Raw genomic sequence first — 21,205 nt, forward strand, 5'->3', positions numbered from 1 at the left:
GCCTCAGCGCCAACGCGCCTGCAGCGACACCATCACGCTGCGCGGCGGCGCGGTGTAGCCCAGCACCTCGGGCGTGTCGGTGCCGGTGGCGTTGTCGAGCTTCACACCGAGGCGCCAGCCTGGGACCAGTTCGCGCGACAGGCTCAGGTCGACCGTCGTGCGGGCGGGGTTGTCGGCGTCGCCGAAGGTGGCCGGGTCCGTGTCCAGCCGCTTGCCGGTGTGGCGCACCGCCGCACCCACCTGCCAGCCGGCCACGCGCGTCGCGTAGTTCAGCGCCGCCGACGCACGCGCGCGACGCTTCAGTCTCAGCCCGGTGTCGCGGTCGCGCGGGTCCTGCACAGTGACGTCCGAGGTGAGCACGCCGTCGATGTCGAACGGCACCGGCGTCTGCAGCATCAGCTCGAGGCCGCGGTTGCTGGCCCGCGCGATGTTGCCGGCCTCGAAGGTGACCGGGTCGAACGCCACGCGGTCGCGCTGGCGCTGCACGAAGGCCGCAGCGCGCAGCAGCCGGCCGCGCTCGGCCCACTGCAGCGCCACTTCGCCGTGACGCGACCGCTCGGGACGCAGCTGCACCCCGGGCGCGGCGAACTGCTGGTCGAGGAACGACGGCGCGGAGAACCCCGTGGCCCACTGCGCGCTCAGCTTCAGCGACGGCTGCCACTGCCACGCCAGCGCCAGCAGGCCGGTCGTGGCCCGCCCGAAGTCGCTGCTGTCGTCGCTGCGCACGGCCAGCTGGGTCTGCCACTGGCTGGCGAACCGGCCCAGCCACGCCAGGCGCAGGCTGTCGGTGCTGCGCTGCTGCGCCGGCGAGCCGCTGCCGGCGAAGCGTTCGCGGCGCGTCTCGGCCCCGAATTGCACGGTCTGCCCCTCGGCCGCGGCCCAGCCGAGCTGCAGGCCGCCGACGCGGACCCGGTTGCTGCCGGACACGACAAAGCCGGTCGGGTCGTCGAAGCGTTCGGTCGTCTGCCCCAGTTCGGCCACCAGCTGCCAGGCCGGCGCCAGCGCGTGCCGGCTCTTCAGGCCCGCCGCCTGCACGCGGGTGGTGAGCACGTCGTCCAGTCCGGGCGCGAAGCCGTCGTAGGCGCTGCGGGTGCGCGTGGACAGCAGGCCGAGTTCGGTGCGATGCCCGGCCGCCCAGGTCTGGTCGACACGGGCGCTGCCGCCGGACTGGCGCGCGCCGTCGCGGTCCGGGTTGGCCGACGGGTCGGCCACCGGGTCGCGCGCCGAGAAGCCGTCGGTGCGGCGCCACGCCAGCGACGCCGACAGGCGCGTGGGCGTCGCCGTGTCGCCCAGCCGAGCGCCGCCGGCGAACGACGCCTGCTGCGTGCCGCGGCTGCCGAACGCCACATCGACCTGCGGCGCGGCGGCACTGCGGGTCACGATGTGCACCACGCCGCCGACCGCCTGGGCGCCATGCACCGCGGACAGGTTGCCGCGGACGATCTCGATGCGCTCGATCTGCTCGGGCAGCAGGTGCTGCCACGACGCGGTGCCGAAGTCGGCGCGCTGCAGCGGCACGCCGTCGACCAGCACCAGGGTCTGGCGACTGTCGGCGCCGCGCAGGAACAGAGACGCCTGCGAGCCCATCGGCCCGGTCTGGCCGACGTCGATGGAAGTCAGCATGCGCAGCAGCGCCGGCAGGTCGGCGGCCTGCGCCGACTCGATCTCCTGGCGCGTGATGACGCGGGTGGACGGCAGGGCATCGGCCAGCGTCTGTTCGACGCGCGCCGCGGTGATGGTGACGCGGTCGGCCGGCGTATCGGCCTGGATTGGGGTTGGGGTTGGGGTTGGGGTTGGGGTTGGGGTTGGGGTTGGGGTCTGGGCCTGCACGGATGCGCATGCGGCAGCCAGGCTCGCCAGCGCGGCCAGGGCACGAGGCCCGGAAGAGGGAGCAAACATGATGAGGAACGGTCCGGTCGTTGCGCGCGCCTGCTTCCCCGCAGGCCCGCACGTCATGGCAGCCGCGCTTGCGCGATGGCTGCCGCCGTGTTGGCCGGTATCCGGGCTGGCGCAGACAACCCGTGTGGCCTTCCCAGAGCAGACTGCAGGCTCCAGTGGCCGGTGGACACAGGCGGGTCGCATCGCCCGGACAGGGCGGCACGGCCGTGCGCTTACCGTTGCGGGGGCAGCTCGGGTTGGCTTCGCCGCGGCGCGGCTTGGCTTCCCGATTCCCGTTTACCCCATGCCGATCGAGAACGACGACACGGGCACCAACGTTGCGGATGCTAGCAGGCACCGCATAATCCGCCAGCCCCCTCTCGCGCACCCTCCATGGCCACGCTGCACGACCTTGCCCAGCGCATCGACCGGCTCCTCGTCCGCCACGAGGAACTGGAGCGAACCAACAAGCTGCTGCTTGCGCAGGTGGCCCAACTCAGCGGCGAGCGCGACAGCCTCAAGTCGCGGCTGTCGGCAGCGCGATCGCGCATCGACGCGCTGCTCGAGCGCCTGCCCGCCGACAGTGCCGACGAAGGACCCACCCCATGAAGCAGATGGAAGTCACCATCCTCGGCCAGAGCTACATCCTGGGCTGCCCGGACGGCGGCGAGGCCTCGCTGCTGGCCGCGGTGGCGCAGGTGGACAACGAGATGAGCGGCATCCGCGACGCGGGCAAGGTCAAGGCGCGCGAGAAGATCGCCGTGCTGGCCGCGCTGAATCTCGCCTATCAGCTGGCCGAGCGCCCCGTGGCGAGCGCGCCGCGCGCGGCGCCGTCGCCGGCCGGCGACGCCGGCCCTGCGGGCGTGCAGATCGACACGCTGATCGCGCGCATCGACGCCGCGATGGGCACCGACGGCCAGCTGCTCTAGCCGTAGAATCGTTTCGTCCGCCGCGTTCGCGCGGGTTTTATATTTCCTTGAACCGATGCTCTCTGAGCAAGGGCTTGGAACATCGCTCGGCTGGTGTGATCGTCTCGCGTCAGATGAACCCGAAGCCTTGCTGACCTCGCCCACCTGAACTTCACCTGGGTTCAGGAATGCGGCCCGTGGGATGCGGCGGACACCTTATCTCTCCCTCTTCGACGCGCCCCCGACCATGGCCTACTGGCTGATGAAGTCCGAGCCCTCCGAGTGCTCGATCGACGACCTGGTCCGCGCGGGCCGCGTGCCCTGGACCGGCGTGCGCAACTACCAGGCGCGCAACTTCATGCGCGACGACATGCGCGTCGGCGACGGCGTGCTGTTCTATCACTCGTCATGCCCCGAGCCGGGCGTGGCCGGCCTGGCCGAGGTGGCCTGCGCGGCCTACCCCGACGAGACGCAGTTCGATGCGTCCAGCAAGTACTTCGACCCCAAGTCCACGCGCGACAACCCGCGCTGGGTGCACGTGGACGTGAAGCTGGTGCGCCGGACGGCGCTGCTCTCGCTGGCCGAGATGCGCACCATGCAGGCGCTGCAGGGCATGCGCCTGCTCCAGCGCGGCAACCGGCTGTCGATCACGCCGGTCAGCGCGGCCGAGTGGCGCGCGGTGTCGAAGCGGCTCGAGTCGAAGGCCTGACGGTCGTCTTGCCGCGCCGGCCTTTGGGCGCGGGCGTCGGCGCGTTCACCGGCACGAAGCGGTCGACCAGCGCCGATCCCTCGGCCAGCAGGAACTCGCGGAACGCCTGCGCCACCGGCGGCAGCCGCTTGCTGCGCCGCTGAACGAGGTACCAGTTCAGGCGCACCGGGAAGCCCTGCACGTCCAGCGCCACCAGGCTGCCGTCGCGCAGCTCGCGGCTGACCGTGTGGCCGGAGATGAAGGCCACGCCCATGCCGGCGATCACCGCCTGCTTGATGGTCTCGGTGCTCTTCACCTCGAGGGCCACGTTCAGGTGCGCATAGTGGCGGCCGAAGGCGTCGCCCATCGCATGGCGGGTGTCCGAGCCGGGCTCGCGCACGATGAAGCGCTCTCGCACCAGACGCGACAGCGGGATCGCTGACTCCCCGTGCAGCGGGTGGGAGCGTGGCGCCACCACCAGGTACGGGTGCGGCGCGAACGGCTCGGCCAGGGTGAGGTCATCCTCGGGGGGGCGCACCATCACCGCCAGGTCGGTGAGGTTATCGACGATCTGGTTGAGCAGGTCGACCCGGTTGTGCACCGACAGGTTGAGCTCCACGCCCTCGTGGCGCCGCGCGAACTCGACCAGCAGGCTGGGCAGGAAGTAGTCGCCCGCGCTGATCACCGCCACGTTCAGGCGCCCGCCCGCCACGCCCTTGAAGTGGGTCATCGCGGCCTCGGCCTCCTCGAACTGGCGAATGATCAGGTGGCTGTGGTGGAGCAGCTCGGTGCCCGCGGCCGTGAGGTAGATGCGTTTGCCCAGCTGCTCGAACAGCGGCAGGCCGGCATGGCCCTCGAGCTTGCGGATCTGGGTCGACACCGCGGGCTGCGTCAGGTGCAGCTCGTCGGCGGCGCGCGAGTAGCTGGACAGCCGGGCCACGGCCTCGAACACCTTGAGCTGACGCAGGGTCGCGTGCTTCATGCTGCCTCGTTACATCACCTATGAGTAATGTATTCGATCATTTACTTTGATTGTTATTTATCCAACGCAGCACCTAGCATGAACCCATCCTGCAACCCGAACCCGACGCCGAGGACCCCGAATGCTCTCCCCCCGCAAGATCGACTGCCCGACCGACGCCGAGATCGAACTCAGCGCCTACAACGCAGCGTTCTACGAGATCGGCCTGCCCTGGCACTGGGACGACGGCACCTACGAGCGCCTGGCCCTGCTGCCCTGCGAACGGTCGCGCTTGCGCCAGTACATGGAGAACATGCACCCGCACCTGCTGCGCGCCTACGACGCCGACGCGCTGGCCGACGCGATCCTGCAGGCCAAGCAGCGCGTGCAGCGCTCGCTGTCGCAGTGCGCGCCCGGCACCGTGCCGCGCTTCAACTGGGCCGATGCACGCTGGGGCCAGGTGGGCATCTGAAACAGCGCCCGCTGCGGCGGGCACAACCGGGAGGTCGGGATGACGAACGCCATCGCCTGGGTGCGGTATGACCTGGGGGGCCTGGAAGGCTTCGGCCGGCTCGACGGTGACCGCATCCACGTTCACGATGGCGACCTGTTCGGCTCGCCTCGGCCGACCGGCCAGCAACTGCCGGTGTCCGCCGTGCGCCTGCTGACGCCCACGCGCCCGACCAAGGTCATCGCGCTGTGGAACAACTTCGGTCAGCTGGCGGCCAAGCTGGGGCTGTCCCGGCCCGAGGAACCGCTCTACCTGATCAAGAGCCCGAACTCCTATCTGGACCCCGGCCAGCCGATCCGCCGCCCGCCCGGCGACGGCAAGATGGTCTTCGAGGGCGAGCTGGCCATCGTGATCGGCCGGCGCGCCTCGCGGGTGGACGTCGACGCAGCCACGGACCATGTGTTCGGCTTCACCTGCGCCAACGACGTCACGATGGCCGACATCCTGAACCGCGACCCCTCATTCGCGCAGTGGGTGCGGGCCAAGGGATTCGATACCTTCTGTCCTTTCGGGCCCGCCGTCGTCACGGGGCTGGACCCGGCTTCCCTCACCGTGCGCACCGTGCTCGACGGCCAGGTGCGCCAGGACTACCCGATCAGCGACATGCGCTTCTCGGTGGCCGAACTCGTCAGCCGGATCTCGCACGACATGACGCTGCTGCCCGGGGACCTGATCCTGTGCGGCACCTCGGTGGGCGTGGGCTCGATGAAGCCCGGCAGCTGGGTCAGTGTCGAGATCGACGGCATCGGCGCGCTGACCAACCCGGTCGAGTGACGCGCCCGCACGGCATCGGAATTGCTTTTCAACCATCGAGAGGACCATCCCCATGAAGATCGCGATCATCGGAGCGGGCGCCATAGGCGGCTACGTCGGCGCCAGGTTCGCCCTGGCAGGCGAGGACGTCACCTTCATGGTGCGTGGCGCCAACCTGCAGGCGATCCGCCAGAGCGGCATCCGCCTGGTGCAGGCCGACGGGCTCGAGCTGGTGGCCCGCAACGTGAAGGCCACCAACGACTACGCGTCGGCCGGCGTGCAGGACCTCGTCATCCTGGCCATGAAGGCGCACCAGGTCGAGGCGGTGCTGCCGGACCTGCACCACCTGATCGGCCCGGACACGGTGATCGTGCCGATGCAGAACGGCATCCCGTTCTGGTACTTCCATGACCATGGCGGTGCGCTCGCGGGCACGCCGGTGCGCAGCGTGGACCCCAACGGCGCGCTGCTGGCGACCATCCCGGTGGCCCAGGTGCTGGGCTGCGTGGTGTACCCGGCGTCGGAGCTCACCGCGCCCGGCGTGGTCAAGCACGTGGAAGGCGACCGCTTTCCGCTCGGCGAACTCGACGGCAGCCAGAGCGAGCGCGCGCAGCGCGTCTCGGCGTGCTTCGCCCGCGCCGGCTTCAAGGCGCCGGTGCTCGAGGACATCCGCGCCGAGATCTGGCTCAAGCTGTGGGGCAACCTCACCTTCAACCCCATCAGTGCGCTGTCGCACGCCACGCTGGTGGACATCTGCCAGTTCCCGGCCACGCGCGAGCTGGCCACGCAGATGATGACCGAGGCCCAGGCCGTGGCCGGCAAGCTCGGCATCCAGTTCCGCGTGCCGCTGGAAAAGCGCATCGCCGGCGCCGAGAAGGTCGGCAAGCACAAGACCTCGATGCTGCAGGACGTGGAAGCCGGGCGCGCGCCCGAGATCGACGCGCTGGTCGGCTCGGTGGTGGAACTGGGCCGACTGACCGGCACGCCCACACCGCACATCGACACCGTGCATGCGCTGATGCTGCTGCTGGCGCGCACGATGGAAGAGCACAAGGGGCGCCTTCAGGTGGAGCCCGTGATGACGACGGCGTCCGGCCCGCTGAACTTGTCCCGCGCGCCCCAGCAGGCCGCCGCCTGAGGCGGTTTCCGGCGCGAGGTGGCCTGCCAGGCCACCTCGCTTAGACTGCGCGCCGTGGTCGCAACACCAGGCTCCGAAGGGGACGAGTTCGTCCCCTACATCCCCCACGACGAGTTCGTCGCCGGGCTGCCGCACGGCCACTTCCGCATGGTCGTGAACCCGACGCTCGCCCGCCCCTACGTGGTGCGGCGCACGCGGGTGATCGTGCTGTCGGTGACGGTCATCGCGGTCGGCGCCGCCCTGGCGCTGGCCGGTCAGGTGGTCGCGGGCGGCGTGCTGGTGGCCCTGGGCATCGTCGCCAACCGGATCGTGCGTCACCAGGCGGGCAAGATCGTGCTGCACCTGGCAGCACGGGACCCGCAGGTCTACGACGAGGTCACCTCCACCGGCGTGATGGAAGTGCGCCGCGCGGCCTGAGCGGCCGGCGGCGCACCCCGCCGATCACCTGACCAGCATCACGGGCACCTTCGCCTGCCCGACCGTGGCCTGCGCCACGGACCCGAGCAGCGAAGCGCCCATGCCCACCCCGTGGGTGCCCATGATGATCAGGTCGCTGCCCTGGTCGGTGGCTTCCTGGGCGATCAAGTCGCCCGGCGTCCCGACCCGCGCGCCTTCCTTGAACGGGACACCCGCCTGCTGCAGGATCGCCCGCGCAGGTGCCAGCGCCTGGTCGCACTGCTCCTTGTAGTACTCGTCCAGGGTCTTGCTGGCGAGGAAGGACGACACGTCGCCGGACACCGGACGCTGCACATGCACCAGCGCCACTTCGGTCGCGGCCGGGTCCGCCAGGCTGGCGCGCAGAGCCAGCGCCTGGCGCACGGCGCGCGCCGAGGTGTCCGAGCCGTCCACCGCCAGCAACAGGCGGCGCAGCGTGCCGGGCGCACCCGACGCTTCCGCAGGCGCCGCGGGCGCGGCCGGTTCGGCCGCCGTGCGGCGCGACGTGATGAACTTGCCGATGGCCAGCACCAGCAGGGCACCCACGACACCGGCGCCGTACCGGATGACGGCGGACTCCTCGATCTTCGGCATGTACGGCATCACGCTCGGGTTGATCAGCGCGGGATCCGTGACGGTCATCGTTCCGGCAATCCAGCCCAGCAGCATGCCGCCGAGCGTGATGATGATCGGGAAGCGCTCCATCAGCTTGATGACCAGCTGGCTGCCCCACACGATGATGGGAATGCTGACCAGCACGCCGAAGATCACGAGGGCCATGCTGTGGCCTGTGCCGGAGGCTTCCGCCGCGCCGGCGATCGCGATCACGTTGTCCACGCTCATCACGAAGTCGGCAATGATCACCGTCTTGACGGCGCCCCAGAGCTTGTCGCTGCCCTCGATGTTCGAGTGACCTTCGTCGTGCTCGGGCACCAGCAGCTTGACGCCGATCCAGACCAGCAGGATCGCGCCCACGATCTTGAGGAACGGGATCGCCAGCAGCGTCAGCGCGAAGAAGATCAGGATGATCCGCAGACCGATCGCGCCGGCAGTGCCCCAGAGGATGCCCTGCGTGCGCTGCTTGGGCGGCAGCTTGCGACAGGCCAGGGCGATCACCACGGCGTTGTCTCCCCCCAGAAGAATGTCGATCAGGATGATCTGGCCGACCGCGACCCAGAATTCAGGCGTGGATAGGAATTCCATCTTGATTGCTCTTGCGCTTGTGCGCTGTTGGTTCTGATTCGAATTGGACCGCGCGAAGGCCGCGGCGGGCCTACGTACTAGCCGAAGCGGCCGTTCATGCCTTCCCGTGCTGGACAGCCGCCAGCAGCTGGCCTCCGCCATAGCTGCTCTGGTGCGGCGGCTCTCCCCCCTTGTGCACCCGCACGGCACAGTACTTGAACTCCGGGATCTTGGCGAACGGGTCGAGCGCCGCATGGGTCAGGCGATTGATCGCCGCCTCGTAATAGGCAAAGGCGACGAACACCGCCCCCCGAGGCGTGCCCTCGTCGGCCCGGGCGTACAGGGTGACCTTGCCGCGCCTCGACTCGATGGTCAGCACGTCGCCGGGCTGGGCCCCCATCGCGGCCAGGTCCAGCGGGTGCACCAGGGCCGTGGGGTCCGGCTCGATCGCGTCGAGCACGCTGGCGCGGCGCGTCATGCTCCCGGTGTGCCAGTGCTCGAGCTGGCGCCCGGTGATCAGCACCAGGGGGTACTCGGCGTCGGGCCGCTCGGCGGCAGGGATGATGTCGGCCGGCACGAAGCGGGCCTTGCCACCCTCGCGCGGGAAGTCCTCGGTGAACACCACCGGCTGCCCCGGGTCGCCCTCCTGCGTGCACGGGTAGGTGACCGCGTGCTCGCGCTCCAGCCGGTCCCAGGTGATGCCGCCGATGCTGGGCATGGTGTGCCGCATCTCGTCGAACACCTCGCTGACGTGTCCGTAGTTCCAGGGCAGGCCGAGGCGCTTGCCGATCTCCTGGATGATCCACAGGTCCTGCCGCGCGTCGCCCGGCGGGTCGATCGCCTGCCGGCCCATCTGCACCAGCCGGTCGGTGTTGGTGAAGGTGCCGGTCTTCTCGGGGAACGCACCGGCGGGCAGGATCACGTCGGCCAGGTAGGCCGTCTCGGTGAGGAAGATGTCCTGCACCACCAGGTGATCCAGCGCGGCCAGCGCCTCGCGGGCGTGGTTGGCGTCGGGGTCGGACATCGCCGGGTTCTCGCCCTGCACGTACATGCCGCGGATGTCACCGTGCTTGATGGCGTGCATCACCTCCACCACCGTGAGGCCGACCTTGTCGTCGAGCGTGCCGGGGGCCAGCTTCCAGGCCTTCTCGAAGCGCTCGCGCACTTCCGGCTTGGAGACGTGCTGGTAGTCGGGCAGCATCATCGGGATCAGGCCGGCGTCGGACGCACCCTGCACGTTGTTCTGACCGCGCAGCGGATGCAGGCCCGTGCCGGGGCGGCCGATCTGCCCGGTCATCAGGGCCAGCGCGATCAGGCAACGCGCGTTGTCGGTGCCGTGCACGTGCTGGCTCACGCCCATGCCCCACAGGATCATCGAGGCCTTGGAGCGGGCATACAGCCGCGCCACGTCGCGCAGCGTCTCGGCGTCGATGCCGCAGATCGGCGCCATCGCCTCCGGCGAGTAGGCCGCCACGTTGGCACGCAGTTCCTCGTAGCCGATGGTGCGGCTGGCGATGAAGGCCTCGTCCACCAGGCCCTCGGTGACGATGACGTTCATCATCGCGTTGAGCATCGCCACGTCGGTGTCGGGCTTGAACTGCAGGAAGCGGTGCGCCACGCGGGCCAGGTCGGAGCGGCGCGGGTCCATCACGATCAGCTTGGTGCCTTCGCGCGCCGCGTTCTTGATCCAGGTGGCCGCCACCGGATGGTTCACGGTGGGGTTGGCGCCGATGACGATCACCACCTCGGCCTGGGTCACGTCCATCACTGGGTTGCTGACGGCGCCGGAGCCGATGCCTTCGAGCAGCGCCACCACCGACGAGGCGTGGCACAGCCGCGTGCAGTGGTCGACGTTGTTGCTGCCGAAGCCGGTGCGCACCAGCTTCTGGAACAGGTAGGCCTCCTCGTTGCTGCCCTTGGCCGAGCCGAAACCGGCCAGCGCCTTGCGGCCGTGGCGGTCGCGGATCGCCTTCAGGCCGCCGCCGGCGAAGTCCAGTGCCTCTTCCCAGGTCGCCTCGCGGAACACGTCCATGATGCGGTCCGGGTCCATCGTGAAGTCGCCGGACTTGGGCGGCGCGTCCTTGCGCCGGATCAGCGGCCGGGTCAGGCGCTGCGGATGGTGCGCGTAGTCGAAGCCGTAGCGGCCCTTGACGCACAGGCGCCCGTGGTTGGCCGGACCATCGCGCCCCTCGACGAAGAGGATCTTGTTGTCCTTGATGTTGTAGGTGAGCTGGCAGCCTACGCCGCAGTAGGGGCACACGGACGGCACCTGCTTGTCGGGCACGGTCAGCGCGGCGTCGCGGGCGGGCATCAGCGCGCCGGTCGGGCAGGCCTGCACGCATTCGCCGCAGGCCACACAGGTGGACGCACCCATCGGGTCGTCCATGTCGAACACGATCTTGGCGTGGTCGCCGCGGAAGGCCAGGCCGATCACGTCGTTGACCTGTTCGTCGCGGCAGGCGCGCAGGCAGCGCGTGCACTGGATGCAGGCGTCCAGGTTGACGGCGATGGCCGGGTGCGACACGTCCTGCGCCGGCTGGGCGCGCGACGCGAAGCGCGGCTTGCCCAGCCCCAGCTTGGCGGACCACTGGTCCACCTCGTTGTGGCGCGTGTAGTCGGCCTCGGGCATGTCCGACTGCAGCAGCTCGAGCACCAGCTTCTGCGACTTGAGCGCGCGCTCGCTGTCGGTGCTGACCTTCATGCCGGGCGTGGCCGCGCGGCAGCACGACGGCGCCAGCGTGCGTTCGCCGGCGATCTCCACCACGCACGCGCGGCAGTTGCCCACCGCGTCCAGGCCCGGCTTGTAGCAGAGGTGCGGGATCTCGATGCCCTCGCGGCGGGCCACCTCGATGATCGGCTCGCCCTTCAGGCCGGTGACGTCGCGGCCGTTCAGGCTGAAGGTGATCGTTTCGCGGGCGGTCATTTCAGCTCCTCGGGGAAGTACTTCACGACGCAGTCCACCGGGTTCGGTGCGGCCTGGCCCAGGCCGCAGATCGATGCGTCGCGCATCACCTGCGACAGGTCGGCCAGCAGTTCAAGGTCCCACTTCGGCTGCTCGATCAGCGCCGAGGCCTTGGCCGTGCCGTTGCGGCACGGCGTGCACTGGCCGCAGGACTCGTGCTGGAAGAAGCGCATCAGGTTGCGCGCGGCACCGACGGCGCTGTCCTGGTCGGACAGCACCACCACCGCGGCCGACCCGATGAAGCAGCCGTAGGGCTGCAGGGTGTCGAAGTCCAGCGGGATGTCGCCCATCGACGCCGGCAGGATGCCGCCCGACGCGCCGCCGGGCAGGTAGCCGTAGAAGGCGTTGCCGTCGGCCATGCCGCCGCAGTACTCGTCGATCAGCTCGCGGATCGTGATGCCCGCGGGCGCCAGCTTGACGCCGGGCGACTTGACGCGACCCGACACCGAGAACGAGCGCAGGCCCTTGCGTCCGTTGCGGCCGTGGGACGCGAACCAGCTGCCGCCCTTCTCGAGGATCTCGCGCACCCAGTACAGCGTCTCGAAGTTGTGCTCCAGCGTGGGCCGTCCGAACAGGCCGACCTGCGCCACGTAGGGCGGACGCAGGCGCGGCATGCCGCGCTTGCCCTCGATGGACTCGATCATCGCGGACTCTTCGCCGCAGATGTAGGCACCGGCACCGCGCCGCAGCACGATCTCCGGCATGCCAGGGAAGGGCGGGCAGGCGCGCAGCTTGTCGAGCTCCGACTCGAGCATCGCGCGGCAGCCGTGGTACTCGTCGCGCAGGTAGACGTAGATGCGCGCGATGCCCACCGCCCAGGCCGCGATCAGCATGCCTTCGAGGAACCGGTGCGGGTCGCGCTCGAGGTAGACCCGGTCCTTGAAGGTGCCGGGCTCGCCCTCGTCGATGTTGACGGCCATCAGCCGCGGCGCGGGCTCGTTGCGCACGATGCGCCACTTGCGGCCGGCCGGAAAGCCTGCGCCGCCCAGGCCGCGCAGGCCGGAGTCCTCGAGCGCCTTGATGACGTCCTCGACCTCCAGTTCGCCGGCGATGCAGGTCTTGAGCAGCGCGTAGCCGCCCTCGTCCTTGTAGGCCTGCAGGTCGATGAAGCCCGACGGGTCGTGCTTGGTGCGGCCCGCCTTGACGGCACTCTCCACCGACTGCGTCGTCGCGCAGGCCAGCGGATGCTGGCCCACGGCCACCGCCGGCGCCTGCTCGCAGCGGCCGATGCACGGCGCGGCGATGACGCGCACGTCCTTGCCGAGAATGGCCGGCAGGCGGGCCAGCAGGTCGCGTGCGCCGGCCATCTCGCAGGACAGCCCGTCGCACACCCGCACGGTCAGCGCCTGCGGCGCGGCATCGCCCTCCTTGACCACGTCGAAGTGGTGATAGAAGGTCGCCACCTCGTAGACCTCGGTCTGGGCCAGGCCCATCTCGCGCGCCAGCGCCGCGAGGTGCCGCGCACTCAGGTGGCCGAAGTGGTCCTGCAGCTTGTGCAGGTGCTCGATCAGCATGTCGCGGGCACGCGACTCGGTGCCGAGCAGACGCTGCACATCGGCCAGCGCGGCCGGATCGACCACCCGGCCCTTGGGGGCCTGGCGCTTGCGCTGCCGGGCATCGGGCGCGGCGACGATGGGTATGGTTCGGGCGTTCATCGGTTCCTTTGCGGTGCGGCTCGCAGCGCTCCTCAGACGGCGCCTTCGGCGCGCAGGGCGGCCACCGCGGCGGCATCGAAGCCGAGCTGGGCCAGGACTTCGTCGGTGTGCTCGCCCAGCAGCGGCGAGCGCTTCACCTCGGTGGGGCTGTCCGACAGCTTGATCGGGTTGCCCACCGTGAGGTACTTGCCGCGCGCCGGATGGTCGACCTCGACCACGGTGCCGGTGGCGCGCAGCGACGGTTCGTAGGCGATCTCCTTCATCGACAGGATCGGGCCGCAGGGGATGTCCAGCTTGTTGAGGATGTCCATCGCCTCGAACTTGTCCTTGGTCATCGTCCACTGCTCGATGCGGCGGAAGATCGGCTTGAGGTGCAGCAGCCGGGCCTGCGGCGTGGCGAAGGCCTCGTCGGTGATCCAGTCCTCCTGACCGATCACCTTGCAGATGGCCGGCCACACCGCCGCCTGGGTGATGAAGTAGATGTAGGCGTTGGAATCGGTCTCCCAGCCCTTGCAGCGAAGCACCGCACCGGGCTGGCCGCCGCCGGACGCATTGCCGGCGCGCGGCACGGCGTCGCCGAACTGGCCGTCGGGGTACTGCGGGTACTCGTGCAGGGTGTGCGTGCGCTCCAGCCGCTGCTGGTCGCGCAGCTTCACGCGGCACAGGTTCAGCACCGCGTCCTGCATCGGCGCCAGCACCTTCTGGCCGCGGCCGCTGTGGGTGCGCTGGAACAGCGCCGCGACGATGCCCAGCGCCAGGTGCAGGCCGGTGCCGCTGTCGCCGATCTGCGCGCCGGTGACCATCGGCATGCCGTCGACCTCGCCGGTGGTTGACGCGGCGCCGCCGGCACACTGGGCCACGTTCTCGTAGACCTTGCAGTCCTCGTAGGGGCCGGGGCCGAAGCCCTTGACCGACGCGACGATCATCTTCGGGTTGAGCTTCTGGATGTGCTCCCAGGTGATGCCCATGCGGTCCAGCGCGCCGGGCGCGAAGTTCTCCACCAGCACGTCGCAGCTCTGGATCAGGCGGTCGAGCACCGCCATCCCGCCCTTCTTCTTGGTGTTGATCGTGACCGAGCGCTTGTTGTGGTTCAGCATCGTGAAATAGAGGCTGTCCACGCCGGGGATGTCGCGCAGCTGCTGCCGCGTCGCGTCGCCCTCCCCCGGCCGCTCGACCTTGATCACGTCCGCGCCCAGCCATGCCAGCAGCTGGGTGCAGGTGGGTCCCGACTGCACGTGGGTGAAATCGAGGATCCGTACTCCTTCTAGCGCCTTGCCCATGTCGTCAACTCCGGTAGTCCATGTCTGAAGTATGCGTGCGCGGAGCCGGCTGGCGCCCTTGGGGCCCGCTCATGCCGGACCGCCGCCCGGGCGGGCGGCAAGCTGCGCCTCCAGCTCGGTCAGGCGCTTGCGCAGGGCACGCTCCTCGGCGAAGCGGTCCGTCTCGTCGCGGATCACCGAGGCCACGGCGCTGACCCTGCCCTGGTCGTCGTGGAGCATGGCCACGGTGAAGGCGATCGACAGCGCGCGGCCGGCCTTGTCCACCGCCGGCACGCGCAGCACGTCGTGCCCGTAGCGGGTGGTGCCGGTGGCCATGGACTTGTCGAAGCCGTCCCAGTGCCGCTTGCGCAGGCGCTCCGGAATGATCATGTCCATGCGCTGCCCGAGCGCTTCCGCCTCGGTGAAGCCGAACAGGCGCTCGGCGGCCGGGTTCCAGACGATCACCCGCCCCTGGTCGTCGCTCACGACGACGGCGTCGCCGATGGCGTTGACGAGGGCGTGGAGGTCGATGCGGGCTTGCATGGATTTCGCGTGGATAGGCGGGCCGAAGCGAAAACGGCGCCCGCCGGGCGCCGTTTTTCAGGGCCGGGCCCCCGCTGATGCGGGCAGGATCAGACGGCCTTGGCCTCGTGGATCTGGGCGATCTGCTCCTTGGTGTAGCCCAGCTCGGCGAGCACCTCGTCGGTGTGCTCGCCCAGCAGCGGCGACGCCGTGACGGTGGGCTTCATGTCGGAGAACTTGATCGGGCTGCCGACCGTGAAGTAGCTGCCGCGCACCTTGTGCGGCACTTCGACGATGGAGCCGCTCTTGCGCAGCGACTCGTCGTGCAGCAGTTCCTTCATCGACAGGACCGGCGCGCAGGGGATGTCGAACTTGCGGAAGATGTCGACGGCCTCGTACTTGGTCTTGTCCTTGATGAAGTCCTCGATCGTGGCGAAGATCTCCTCGATGTGCGGCTGGCGCGCGCGGGCCGTGGTGTAGGCCGGGTCGGTCTTCCATTCCGGCTTGCCCAGCGCGTCGCAGATCGGCTCCCAGGCATGGCCCTGGATCGTGAAGTAGATGTAGGCGTTGGGGTCGGTCTCCCAGCCCTTGCACTTCAGGATCCAGCCCGGCTGGCCGCCGCCGCCGGCGTTGGCGCCGCGCGGCACGACGCCGTCCTTGAAGGCTTCCATCTCGTGCGGGTACTGGGGGTACTCCTCGAGGTAGCCGACCTTGTCCAGGCGCAGCTGGTCGCGCATCTTCACGCGGCACAGGTTCAGCACGGCGTCCTGCATCGACACGGCGACCTTCTGGCCCTTGCCGGTCTTCTGCTTGCCGATGTAGGCGGTGAGGATGCCGATGGCCAGGTGCATGCCGGTGTTGGAGTCGCCCAGCGCGGCGGCCGAGATCGTCGGGCCGGCGTTCTCGCCCTTCCAGTAGCCGGTGGTCGACGCGGCGCCGCCGGCGCACTGCGCCACGTTCTCGTAGACCTTCAGGTCCTCGTAGTGGTGGCCTTCGCTGAAGCCCTTGACCGACGCCAGGATCATGCCGGGGTTGAGCTTCTGGATGTACTCCCACGTGAAGCCCATGCGGTCCAGCGCGCCGGGGCCGAAGTTCTCGACCATGACGTCGCTCTCGCGAATCAGCTTCTCGAGCACCGCCTTGCCTTCGGGCTTCTTGGTGTCCAGCGTCAGCGAGCGCTTGTTGCTGTTGAGCATCGTGAAGTACAGCGCGTCGGCATCGGGGATGTCGCGCAGCTGGCTGCGGGTGACGTCACCGGAGCCGGGACGCTCCACCTTGATGACGTCGGCGCCGAACCAGGCCAGCAGCTGGGTACAGGCCGGGCCCGCCTGAACGTGCGTGAAATCGATGATCTTGAGGCCCTGGAGGGGGAGTTGCCCAGACATGTGCGTTCGCTCCTTGCGTTGCTTCTGACGGAAAAAGAACTTACTTCTTCAAGGCCGCAGCCGGGTTCAGGCTGGTGATGCGGCCGCTCTCGGTGCCGGCGGTCTCGTCGATGATCGCGTTGATCAGCGTCGGCCGGCGCGACTTGATGGCTTCCTCCATCCCGCGGCGCAGCTCGGCCGGGGTGGTGGCGTACACGCCGACGCCACCGAAGGCTTCCATCAGCTTCTCGTAGCGGGCGTCCTTGACGAACACCGTGGGGGCCACGTCAGGGCCGCCCTTCGGATTGACGTCGGTGCCGCGGTAGACGCCGTTGTTGTTGAAGATCACCACGCACACCGGCAGGTTGTAGCGGCAGATCGTCTCGACCTCCATGCCGCTGAAGCCGAAGGCGCTGTCGCCCTCGATGGCGATCACCGGCTGGCCGGACTCGACCGCGGCGGCCACGGCGAAGCCCATGCCGATGCCCATCACGCCCCAGGTGCCGACGTCCAGGCGCTTGCGCGGCTTGTACATGTCGACGATGCTGCGCGTGAAGTCCAGCGCGTTGGCACCCTCGTTGACCAGCATCGCGTCGGGGTTGGCCTTGACGATGTCGCGCACCACGTTGAGCGCGCTGTGGAAGTTCATCGGCTTCGGATCCTTGGCCAGCGTCTCGGCCATCTTGGCGATGTTCTTCGTGCGGCGCTCGGCCACGGCGCTGGTCCACTCGGCCGGCGGCTTGGGCCACTGGGTGCCGATGCCGGCCAGCAGGGCCGACACGCAGGAGCCGATGTCGCCGACCACGGGCGCGTCGATGCGCACGTTGCTGTCCATCTCGGTGGGCGAGATGTCGATCTGGATGAACTTCTGGCCGCCCCAGGCCTTGTGGTCCTTGCCACCCCAGGTCTTGCCCTTGCCGTGCGACAGCAGCCAGTTCAGGCGCGCGCCGATCAGCAGCACCACGTCGGCCTCGGGCAGCACGTAGCTGCGCGCCGCGGCGGCGGACTGCTCGTGCGTGTCCGGGAGGATGCCCTTGGCCATCGACATCGGCAGGTAGGGGATGCCGGTGCGCTCCACCAGGGTGCGGATGTCGTCCTCGGCACGCGCGTAGGCGGCGCCCTTGCCGAGCAGGATCAGCGGCTTCTTCGCCGACTTGAGCAGGTCCAGGGCGCGGGCGATCGCGTCCGGCGCGGGGATCTGGCGCGGGGCCGGGTCCACCACCTTGATCAGCGACGCGGCGCCGGCGGCGGCGTCCATCGTCTGCGCGAACAGCCGGGCCGGCAGGTCGAGGTAGACACCGCCGGGTCGGCCCGACACCGCGGCGCGGATGGCGCGCGCGATGCCCACACCGATGTCCTCGGCGTGCAGCACGCGGAAGGCCGCCTTGCACAGCGGCTTGGCGATGGCCAGCTGATCCATCTCCTCGTAGTCGCCCTGCTGCAGGTCGACGATCTCGCGCTCGCTCGAGCCGCTGATCAGGATCATCGGGAAGCAATTGGTCGTGGCATTGGCCAGCGCCGTGAGGCCGTTCAGGAAGCCGGGCGCCGACACCGTCAGGCACACGCCGGGGCGGCCGTTGATGAAGCCGGCGATGGCTGCGGCATTGCCCGCGTTCTGCTCGTGGCGGAACGAGATCACGCGCAGGCCCTCGGCCTGCGCCATGCGCGTCAGGTCGGTGATGGGAATGCCGGGCAGGCCGTAGATCGTGGTGATGCCGTTGAGCTTGAGGGCATCGAGGACGAGGTGGAAGCCGTCGGTCAGACGGGCTTCGGCGGCGGGGGTGCTCACGGTCGAGAGGACTGCCGACATGGCAAGGCTCCTGGGGTCGGAATAAGACTGGCGGCTATGGTAGAAACTCGCCCTTTCCTTCACCGTTGACCGCGGTCAACTTTCGGAAACTGGCGGCCCCCGATGCTGCGGTTTTCGCGCCCTCTGCACCCATGACCCTCCTGGTCGGACACCCCGAACGCAACATCATCCACGTCCAGCTGCGGCAGAACGTCGTCCTCAAGACGATGACCGACGCCGAGCGGGCGGAACTGGAGCAGAGGCTGGTCGTCGTGGACTGCGCCAAGGAGGAGTACCTGCTTCACCAGGGCGTGCACGAGATGGAGCAGTACTTCGTGCTGGACGGCATCCTCAAGCGCGTGGTGGCCAATGCCGACGCCAAGGAGATGATCCTGCGCTTCGCCGACGAGCGTGACATCGAGACCAGCTACGCCGCCTGGCGCCTGAACACGCCCACGCCCTATGCCATCGTCAGCGTCACCAAGGCGCGCGTGGCCAAGCTGCCGATGCCGCAGTGGGTGGAATTCATGGACCGGCACCCGCGCTTCAAGGCCGAGTTCGAGGTGCAGGTGATGCAGATCATGAGCGAGATCCTGGCGCACACGATCACGCTGCACCTGCTCGACGCGCCGGGTCGGGTGCACCGCTTCATGCGCAAGCATGCCGACCTGGCCGAGCGGATCCCGAAGAAGCAGCTGGCGGCCTACCTCAACCTGTCGGCCGAGACGCTGAGCCGCCTGAAGCAGCGCGGCAAGATCTGAGCGGCGCGCCGGGCCGCGCCCGGCTCAGTTCTTCGACGACGTGAAGAGCTTGCTCGCGGCCATCACGCGCAGCTGGCTGTCCACGCCGGACACGCCGGGCACGCCCGCAGCCACCTTCTCGGCGGCGTCGCGTTCGGCCGTGTTGACCACGATGCCGCGCAGCACGACGACGCTGCCCGAGCCCTCGATGCTGACGTCCACCTCGCGCGTGGCCTCATGGGCCCGCAACGCGGCGCGCACGTGCGCATGCAGCGACATCGACTGCAGCAGCGCGCGTGACGCGTCGGTCTCGGCGAACTCCGGGCGCGCCAGCAGCGCCTTGATCTGCTGCACGCAGGTGTCGACCGAGAGCCGGTCGGTGTTGAGCACCATGTCGAACAGCGACGGATCGCCCCATTCCACGCCGAACTGCTCGTGCATGCGCGCGGCATTGGCCTGGTCGCTGCGCCGGATCTCGGCCTCGGCCAGGTCCACGTCGTCGGTGTCGAGCTCGGCCATCAGCCACTGCACGCGCTTGGCGAACGGCCGCATGATGCGGATGCAGGGCACGTGCGGCACCGTGCGCAGCAGGCAGGTGGCACCCCAGCCCCGCAGCACCACGTTGCCGCGCGCGGCGGCGTCGAGCACTTCCTCGGCCGTGTAGACCGCGATGCTCTCCTTGTCCGCCGTCAGGCGCTCGATGGGCCCGGCCTTGCCCGCGCGCAGGCGGTTGATCAGGCTCTTGGACACGTGCATCTTGTCGGCGACGCGCTCGGCCACCTCGTGCTGCAGCGTGGCGATGCCAAGCTCGGCGGCCAGCTGCTCGGCGATGTCCTGGGCCAGCGAGCCCATTCCCTGGGTGAGAGCGATGACAGGCATGGTGAGCCTCCCGGGTCGGGGTCAGTCGATCGGACGCTGGGCGGCCAGCGGGTCCTGCTTCGGCGCGCGGATGAGCGCCAGCACCTTGGAGATCAGCGGCCACAGCAGCATGATCAGCGCCAGCGTGGTGATCGAACCCACCAGCGGGTTGGACCACATGATGCTCACCTCGCCCTGCGACACCAGCATGGCCTGGCGGAACGAGTCCTCCGCCTTGTCGCCCAGCACCAGGGCCAGGACCAGCGGCGCCAGCGGGTAGTCGAGCTTCTTGAACACGTAGCCGATGATGCCGAACACCAGCATCAGCCAGATGTCGAGCATCGCGTTGTGCACCGTGTAGGCGCCGATCGCGCAGATCACGATGATCACCGGCGCGATGATCGAGAACGGGATGCGCAGGATCGACGCGAACAGCGGCACCGTCGACAGCACCACGATCAGGCCGACCAGGTTGCCCAGGTACATGCTGGCGATCAGGCCCCAGACGAACTCCTTCTGCTCGACGAACAGCAGCGGACCGGGTTGCAGGCCCCAGATCAGCAGGCCGCCCAGCAGCACGGCCGCGGTCGGCGAGCCGGGAATGCCCAGCGCCAGCATCGGCAGCAGCGCGCTGGTGCCCGCCGCGTGCGCGGCGGTTTCCGGCGCCACCACGCCCTCGACCTCGCCGGTGCCGAACTTGGGCCCGGTCTTCGAGAACTTCTTGGCCAGGCCGTAGCTCATGAAGGAGGCCGGCGTGGCACCCCCCGGGGTGATGCCCATCCAGATGCCCACCAGCGAGCTGCGCACCGACGTGGCCCAGTAGCGCGGCAGTTCCTTCCAGGTCTGCCACACCACCCTGGCGTTGATGCGGGCCGACTTGCCCGAGAAGCTCAGGCCCTCCTCCATCGACAGCAGGATCTCGCCGATGCCGAACAGGCCGATCACCGCGATCAGGAAGTCGAAGCCGCGCATCAGCTCGGTGATGCCGAAGGTCATCCGGAGCTGGCCGGTCACCGTGTCCATGCCCACGGCGGCGAGCGCGAAGCCGAGCGTCATGGCCACCAGGATCTTGAACGGGTTGCCCTTGCCCATGCCGACGAACGAGCAGAACGTGAGCAGGTAGACGGCGAAGAACTCCGGCGCGCCGAACTTCAGGGCGAACTTGGCCACCAGCGGCGCCGTGAACGTGATCATCAGCACCGCGACAAAGGCGCCGATGAACGACGACGTGAAGGCCGCGGCCAGCGCCTCGCCGGCGCGGCCCTTCTGCGCCAGCGGGTAGCCGTCGAAGGTGGTGGCCACCGACCACGGCTCGCCCGGGATGTTGAACAGGATCGAGGTGATGGCACCGCCGAACAGGGCACCCCAGTAGATGCACGACAGCATCACGATCGCCGACGTGGGCGACATCGTGAAGGTCAGCGGCAGCAGGATGGCCACGCCGTTGGCGCCGCCCAGGCCCGGCAGCACGCCGATCAGCACGCCGAGGATGATGCCGACGAACATCAGGGCGATGTTGGTGGGCGTGAGCACGACGGCGAAGCCGTGCATCAGTGCGCTTAGTTCTTCCATGAATCCAGACTCCAGTTGGTCCGTCGACGG

19 protein-coding genes, 1 pseudogene and 1 riboswitch are annotated in these 21,205 nt (G+C 69.3%); of the genes and pseudogenes, 8 read left to right on the top strand and 12 right to left on the bottom strand.

Going from position 1 to position 21,205, the window contains the following annotated elements; translation table 11 throughout:
- Positions 1 to 3 precede the first annotated feature (3 nt).
- Positions 4 to 1,830 carry a TonB-dependent receptor plug domain-containing protein gene (locus tag AC2EAQ_RS05540; protein ID WP_484640809.1) on the bottom strand — a complete coding sequence of 609 codons (1,827 nt, stop codon included), beginning with the start codon at positions 1,828 to 1,830 and terminating at the stop codon, positions 4 to 6.
- Positions 1,831 to 1,974: 144 nt separating this feature from the next.
- Positions 1,975 to 2,230: riboswitch (cobalamin riboswitch) on the bottom strand.
- Between the two features lie 41 nt (positions 2,231 to 2,271).
- On the opposite strand from AC2EAQ_RS05540, the gene AC2EAQ_RS05545 reads away from it, so the two are divergent.
- The 3 genes from AC2EAQ_RS05545 (at position 2,272) to AC2EAQ_RS05555 (ending at position 3,495) form a co-directional block, all read left to right on the top strand.
- The gene (locus tag AC2EAQ_RS05545) at positions 2,272 to 2,487 is read left to right on the top strand and encodes a DUF904 domain-containing protein (protein WP_484640810.1); all 216 of its coding nucleotides are present in this window, start codon (positions 2,272 to 2,274) and stop codon (positions 2,485 to 2,487) included.
- Positions 2,484 to 2,807, top strand: coding sequence for a cell division protein ZapA (locus AC2EAQ_RS05550; protein WP_484640811.1), 324 nt, complete (start codon positions 2,484 to 2,486; stop codon positions 2,805 to 2,807). Before AC2EAQ_RS05545 ends, AC2EAQ_RS05550 begins: the two co-directional genes overlap by 4 nt.
- Positions 2,808 to 3,033: 226 nt before the next feature.
- A complete protein-coding gene (locus AC2EAQ_RS05555; RefSeq protein ID WP_484640812.1) occupies positions 3,034 to 3,495 on the top strand; it encodes an EVE domain-containing protein in 462 nt (153 codons plus the stop codon).
- Here the strand turns inward: AC2EAQ_RS05555 and AC2EAQ_RS05560 are convergent.
- Complete coding sequence (locus AC2EAQ_RS05560; protein ID WP_484640813.1) at positions 3,443 to 4,456, bottom strand: LysR family transcriptional regulator; 1,014 nt, start codon at positions 4,454 to 4,456, stop codon at positions 3,443 to 3,445. The two genes, AC2EAQ_RS05555 and AC2EAQ_RS05560, sit on opposite strands and share 53 nt — an antisense overlap.
- Before the next feature lie 121 nt (positions 4,457 to 4,577).
- Here AC2EAQ_RS05560 and AC2EAQ_RS05565 point away from each other — a divergent pair, with 121 nt between their 5' ends.
- From AC2EAQ_RS05565 to AC2EAQ_RS05580, 4 genes are read left to right on the top strand one after another with little or no spacing between them, the layout of a single operon-like run.
- Positions 4,578 to 4,907, top strand: a complete 330-nt coding sequence (locus tag AC2EAQ_RS05565) for an HAD family hydrolase (RefSeq protein ID WP_484640814.1) — start codon at positions 4,578 to 4,580, stop codon at positions 4,905 to 4,907.
- A 39-nt stretch (positions 4,908 to 4,946) separates the two neighbouring features.
- On the top strand, positions 4,947 to 5,720 hold the full coding sequence (locus tag AC2EAQ_RS05570; RefSeq protein WP_484640815.1) for a fumarylacetoacetate hydrolase family protein: 774 nt from the start codon (positions 4,947 to 4,949) through the stop codon (positions 5,718 to 5,720).
- 52 nt (positions 5,721 to 5,772) lie between these two features.
- Positions 5,773 to 6,837, top strand: coding sequence for a 2-dehydropantoate 2-reductase (locus AC2EAQ_RS05575; RefSeq protein WP_484640817.1), 1,065 nt, complete (start codon positions 5,773 to 5,775; stop codon positions 6,835 to 6,837).
- A gap of 54 nt (positions 6,838 to 6,891) precedes the next feature.
- The gene (locus AC2EAQ_RS05580; protein WP_484640819.1) at positions 6,892 to 7,254 is read left to right on the top strand and encodes a hypothetical protein; all 363 of its coding nucleotides are present in this window, start codon (positions 6,892 to 6,894) and stop codon (positions 7,252 to 7,254) included.
- Between the two features lie 24 nt (positions 7,255 to 7,278).
- Here the strand turns inward: AC2EAQ_RS05580 and AC2EAQ_RS05585 are convergent, their stop codons facing one another.
- The 8 genes and pseudogenes from AC2EAQ_RS05585 to oxc all read right to left on the bottom strand — a co-directional run bounded on the left by AC2EAQ_RS05585 (position 7,279) and on the right by oxc (position 18,026).
- Complete coding sequence (locus AC2EAQ_RS05585; protein ID WP_484641170.1) at positions 7,279 to 7,695, bottom strand: universal stress protein; 417 nt, start codon at positions 7,693 to 7,695, stop codon at positions 7,279 to 7,281.
- 54 nt (positions 7,696 to 7,749) lie between these two features.
- Positions 7,750 to 8,475: pseudogene (locus AC2EAQ_RS05590) on the bottom strand (TerC family protein); the annotation flags it as partial.
- Positions 8,476 to 8,569: 94 nt separating this feature from the next.
- Entirely contained in the window at positions 8,570 to 11,377 is a 2,808-nt protein-coding gene (gene fdhF, locus AC2EAQ_RS05595; protein WP_484640820.1) for a formate dehydrogenase subunit alpha, read from the bottom strand.
- A complete protein-coding gene (locus AC2EAQ_RS05600) occupies positions 11,374 to 13,071 on the bottom strand; it encodes an NADH-ubiquinone oxidoreductase-F iron-sulfur binding region domain-containing protein (RefSeq protein ID WP_484640821.1) in 1,698 nt (565 codons plus the stop codon). The genes fdhF and AC2EAQ_RS05600 overlap by 4 nt, the downstream gene beginning before the upstream one ends.
- A gap of 32 nt (positions 13,072 to 13,103) precedes the next feature.
- A complete protein-coding gene (gene frc, locus AC2EAQ_RS05605; RefSeq protein ID WP_484640822.1) occupies positions 13,104 to 14,351 on the bottom strand; it encodes a formyl-CoA transferase in 1,248 nt (415 codons plus the stop codon).
- Between the two features lie 69 nt (positions 14,352 to 14,420).
- Positions 14,421 to 14,873: a PAS domain-containing protein gene (locus AC2EAQ_RS05610; RefSeq protein ID WP_484640823.1), complete on the bottom strand. Its 453-nt coding sequence runs from the start codon at positions 14,871 to 14,873 to the stop codon at positions 14,421 to 14,423.
- 89 nt (positions 14,874 to 14,962) lie between these two features.
- Positions 14,963 to 16,237, bottom strand: coding sequence for a formyl-CoA transferase (frc, locus tag AC2EAQ_RS05615; RefSeq protein WP_484640824.1), 1,275 nt, complete (start codon positions 16,235 to 16,237; stop codon positions 14,963 to 14,965).
- Between the two features lie 40 nt (positions 16,238 to 16,277).
- Positions 16,278 to 18,026: an oxalyl-CoA decarboxylase gene (gene oxc, locus AC2EAQ_RS05620; RefSeq protein WP_484640825.1), complete on the bottom strand. Its 1,749-nt coding sequence runs from the start codon at positions 18,024 to 18,026 to the stop codon at positions 16,278 to 16,280.
- 131 nt (positions 18,027 to 18,157) lie between these two features.
- Between oxc and AC2EAQ_RS05625 the strand changes: the two genes are divergently transcribed.
- A complete protein-coding gene (locus tag AC2EAQ_RS05625) occupies positions 18,158 to 18,766 on the top strand; it encodes a Crp/Fnr family transcriptional regulator (RefSeq protein WP_484640827.1) in 609 nt (202 codons plus the stop codon).
- Between the two features lie 24 nt (positions 18,767 to 18,790).
- Here AC2EAQ_RS05625 and AC2EAQ_RS05630 read toward each other — a convergent pair whose 3' ends face one another.
- Positions 18,791 to 19,624 carry a cytidylate kinase family protein gene (locus AC2EAQ_RS05630; protein ID WP_484640828.1) on the bottom strand — a complete coding sequence of 278 codons (834 nt, stop codon included), beginning with the start codon at positions 19,622 to 19,624 and terminating at the stop codon, positions 18,791 to 18,793.
- Between the two features lie 21 nt (positions 19,625 to 19,645).
- Positions 19,646 to 21,175: a tripartite tricarboxylate transporter permease gene (locus AC2EAQ_RS05635; protein WP_484640830.1), complete on the bottom strand. Its 1,530-nt coding sequence runs from the start codon at positions 21,173 to 21,175 to the stop codon at positions 19,646 to 19,648.
- Positions 21,176 to 21,205: the final 30 nt, after the last annotated feature.

The organism is Aquabacterium sp. T101 (assembly GCF_057219775.1).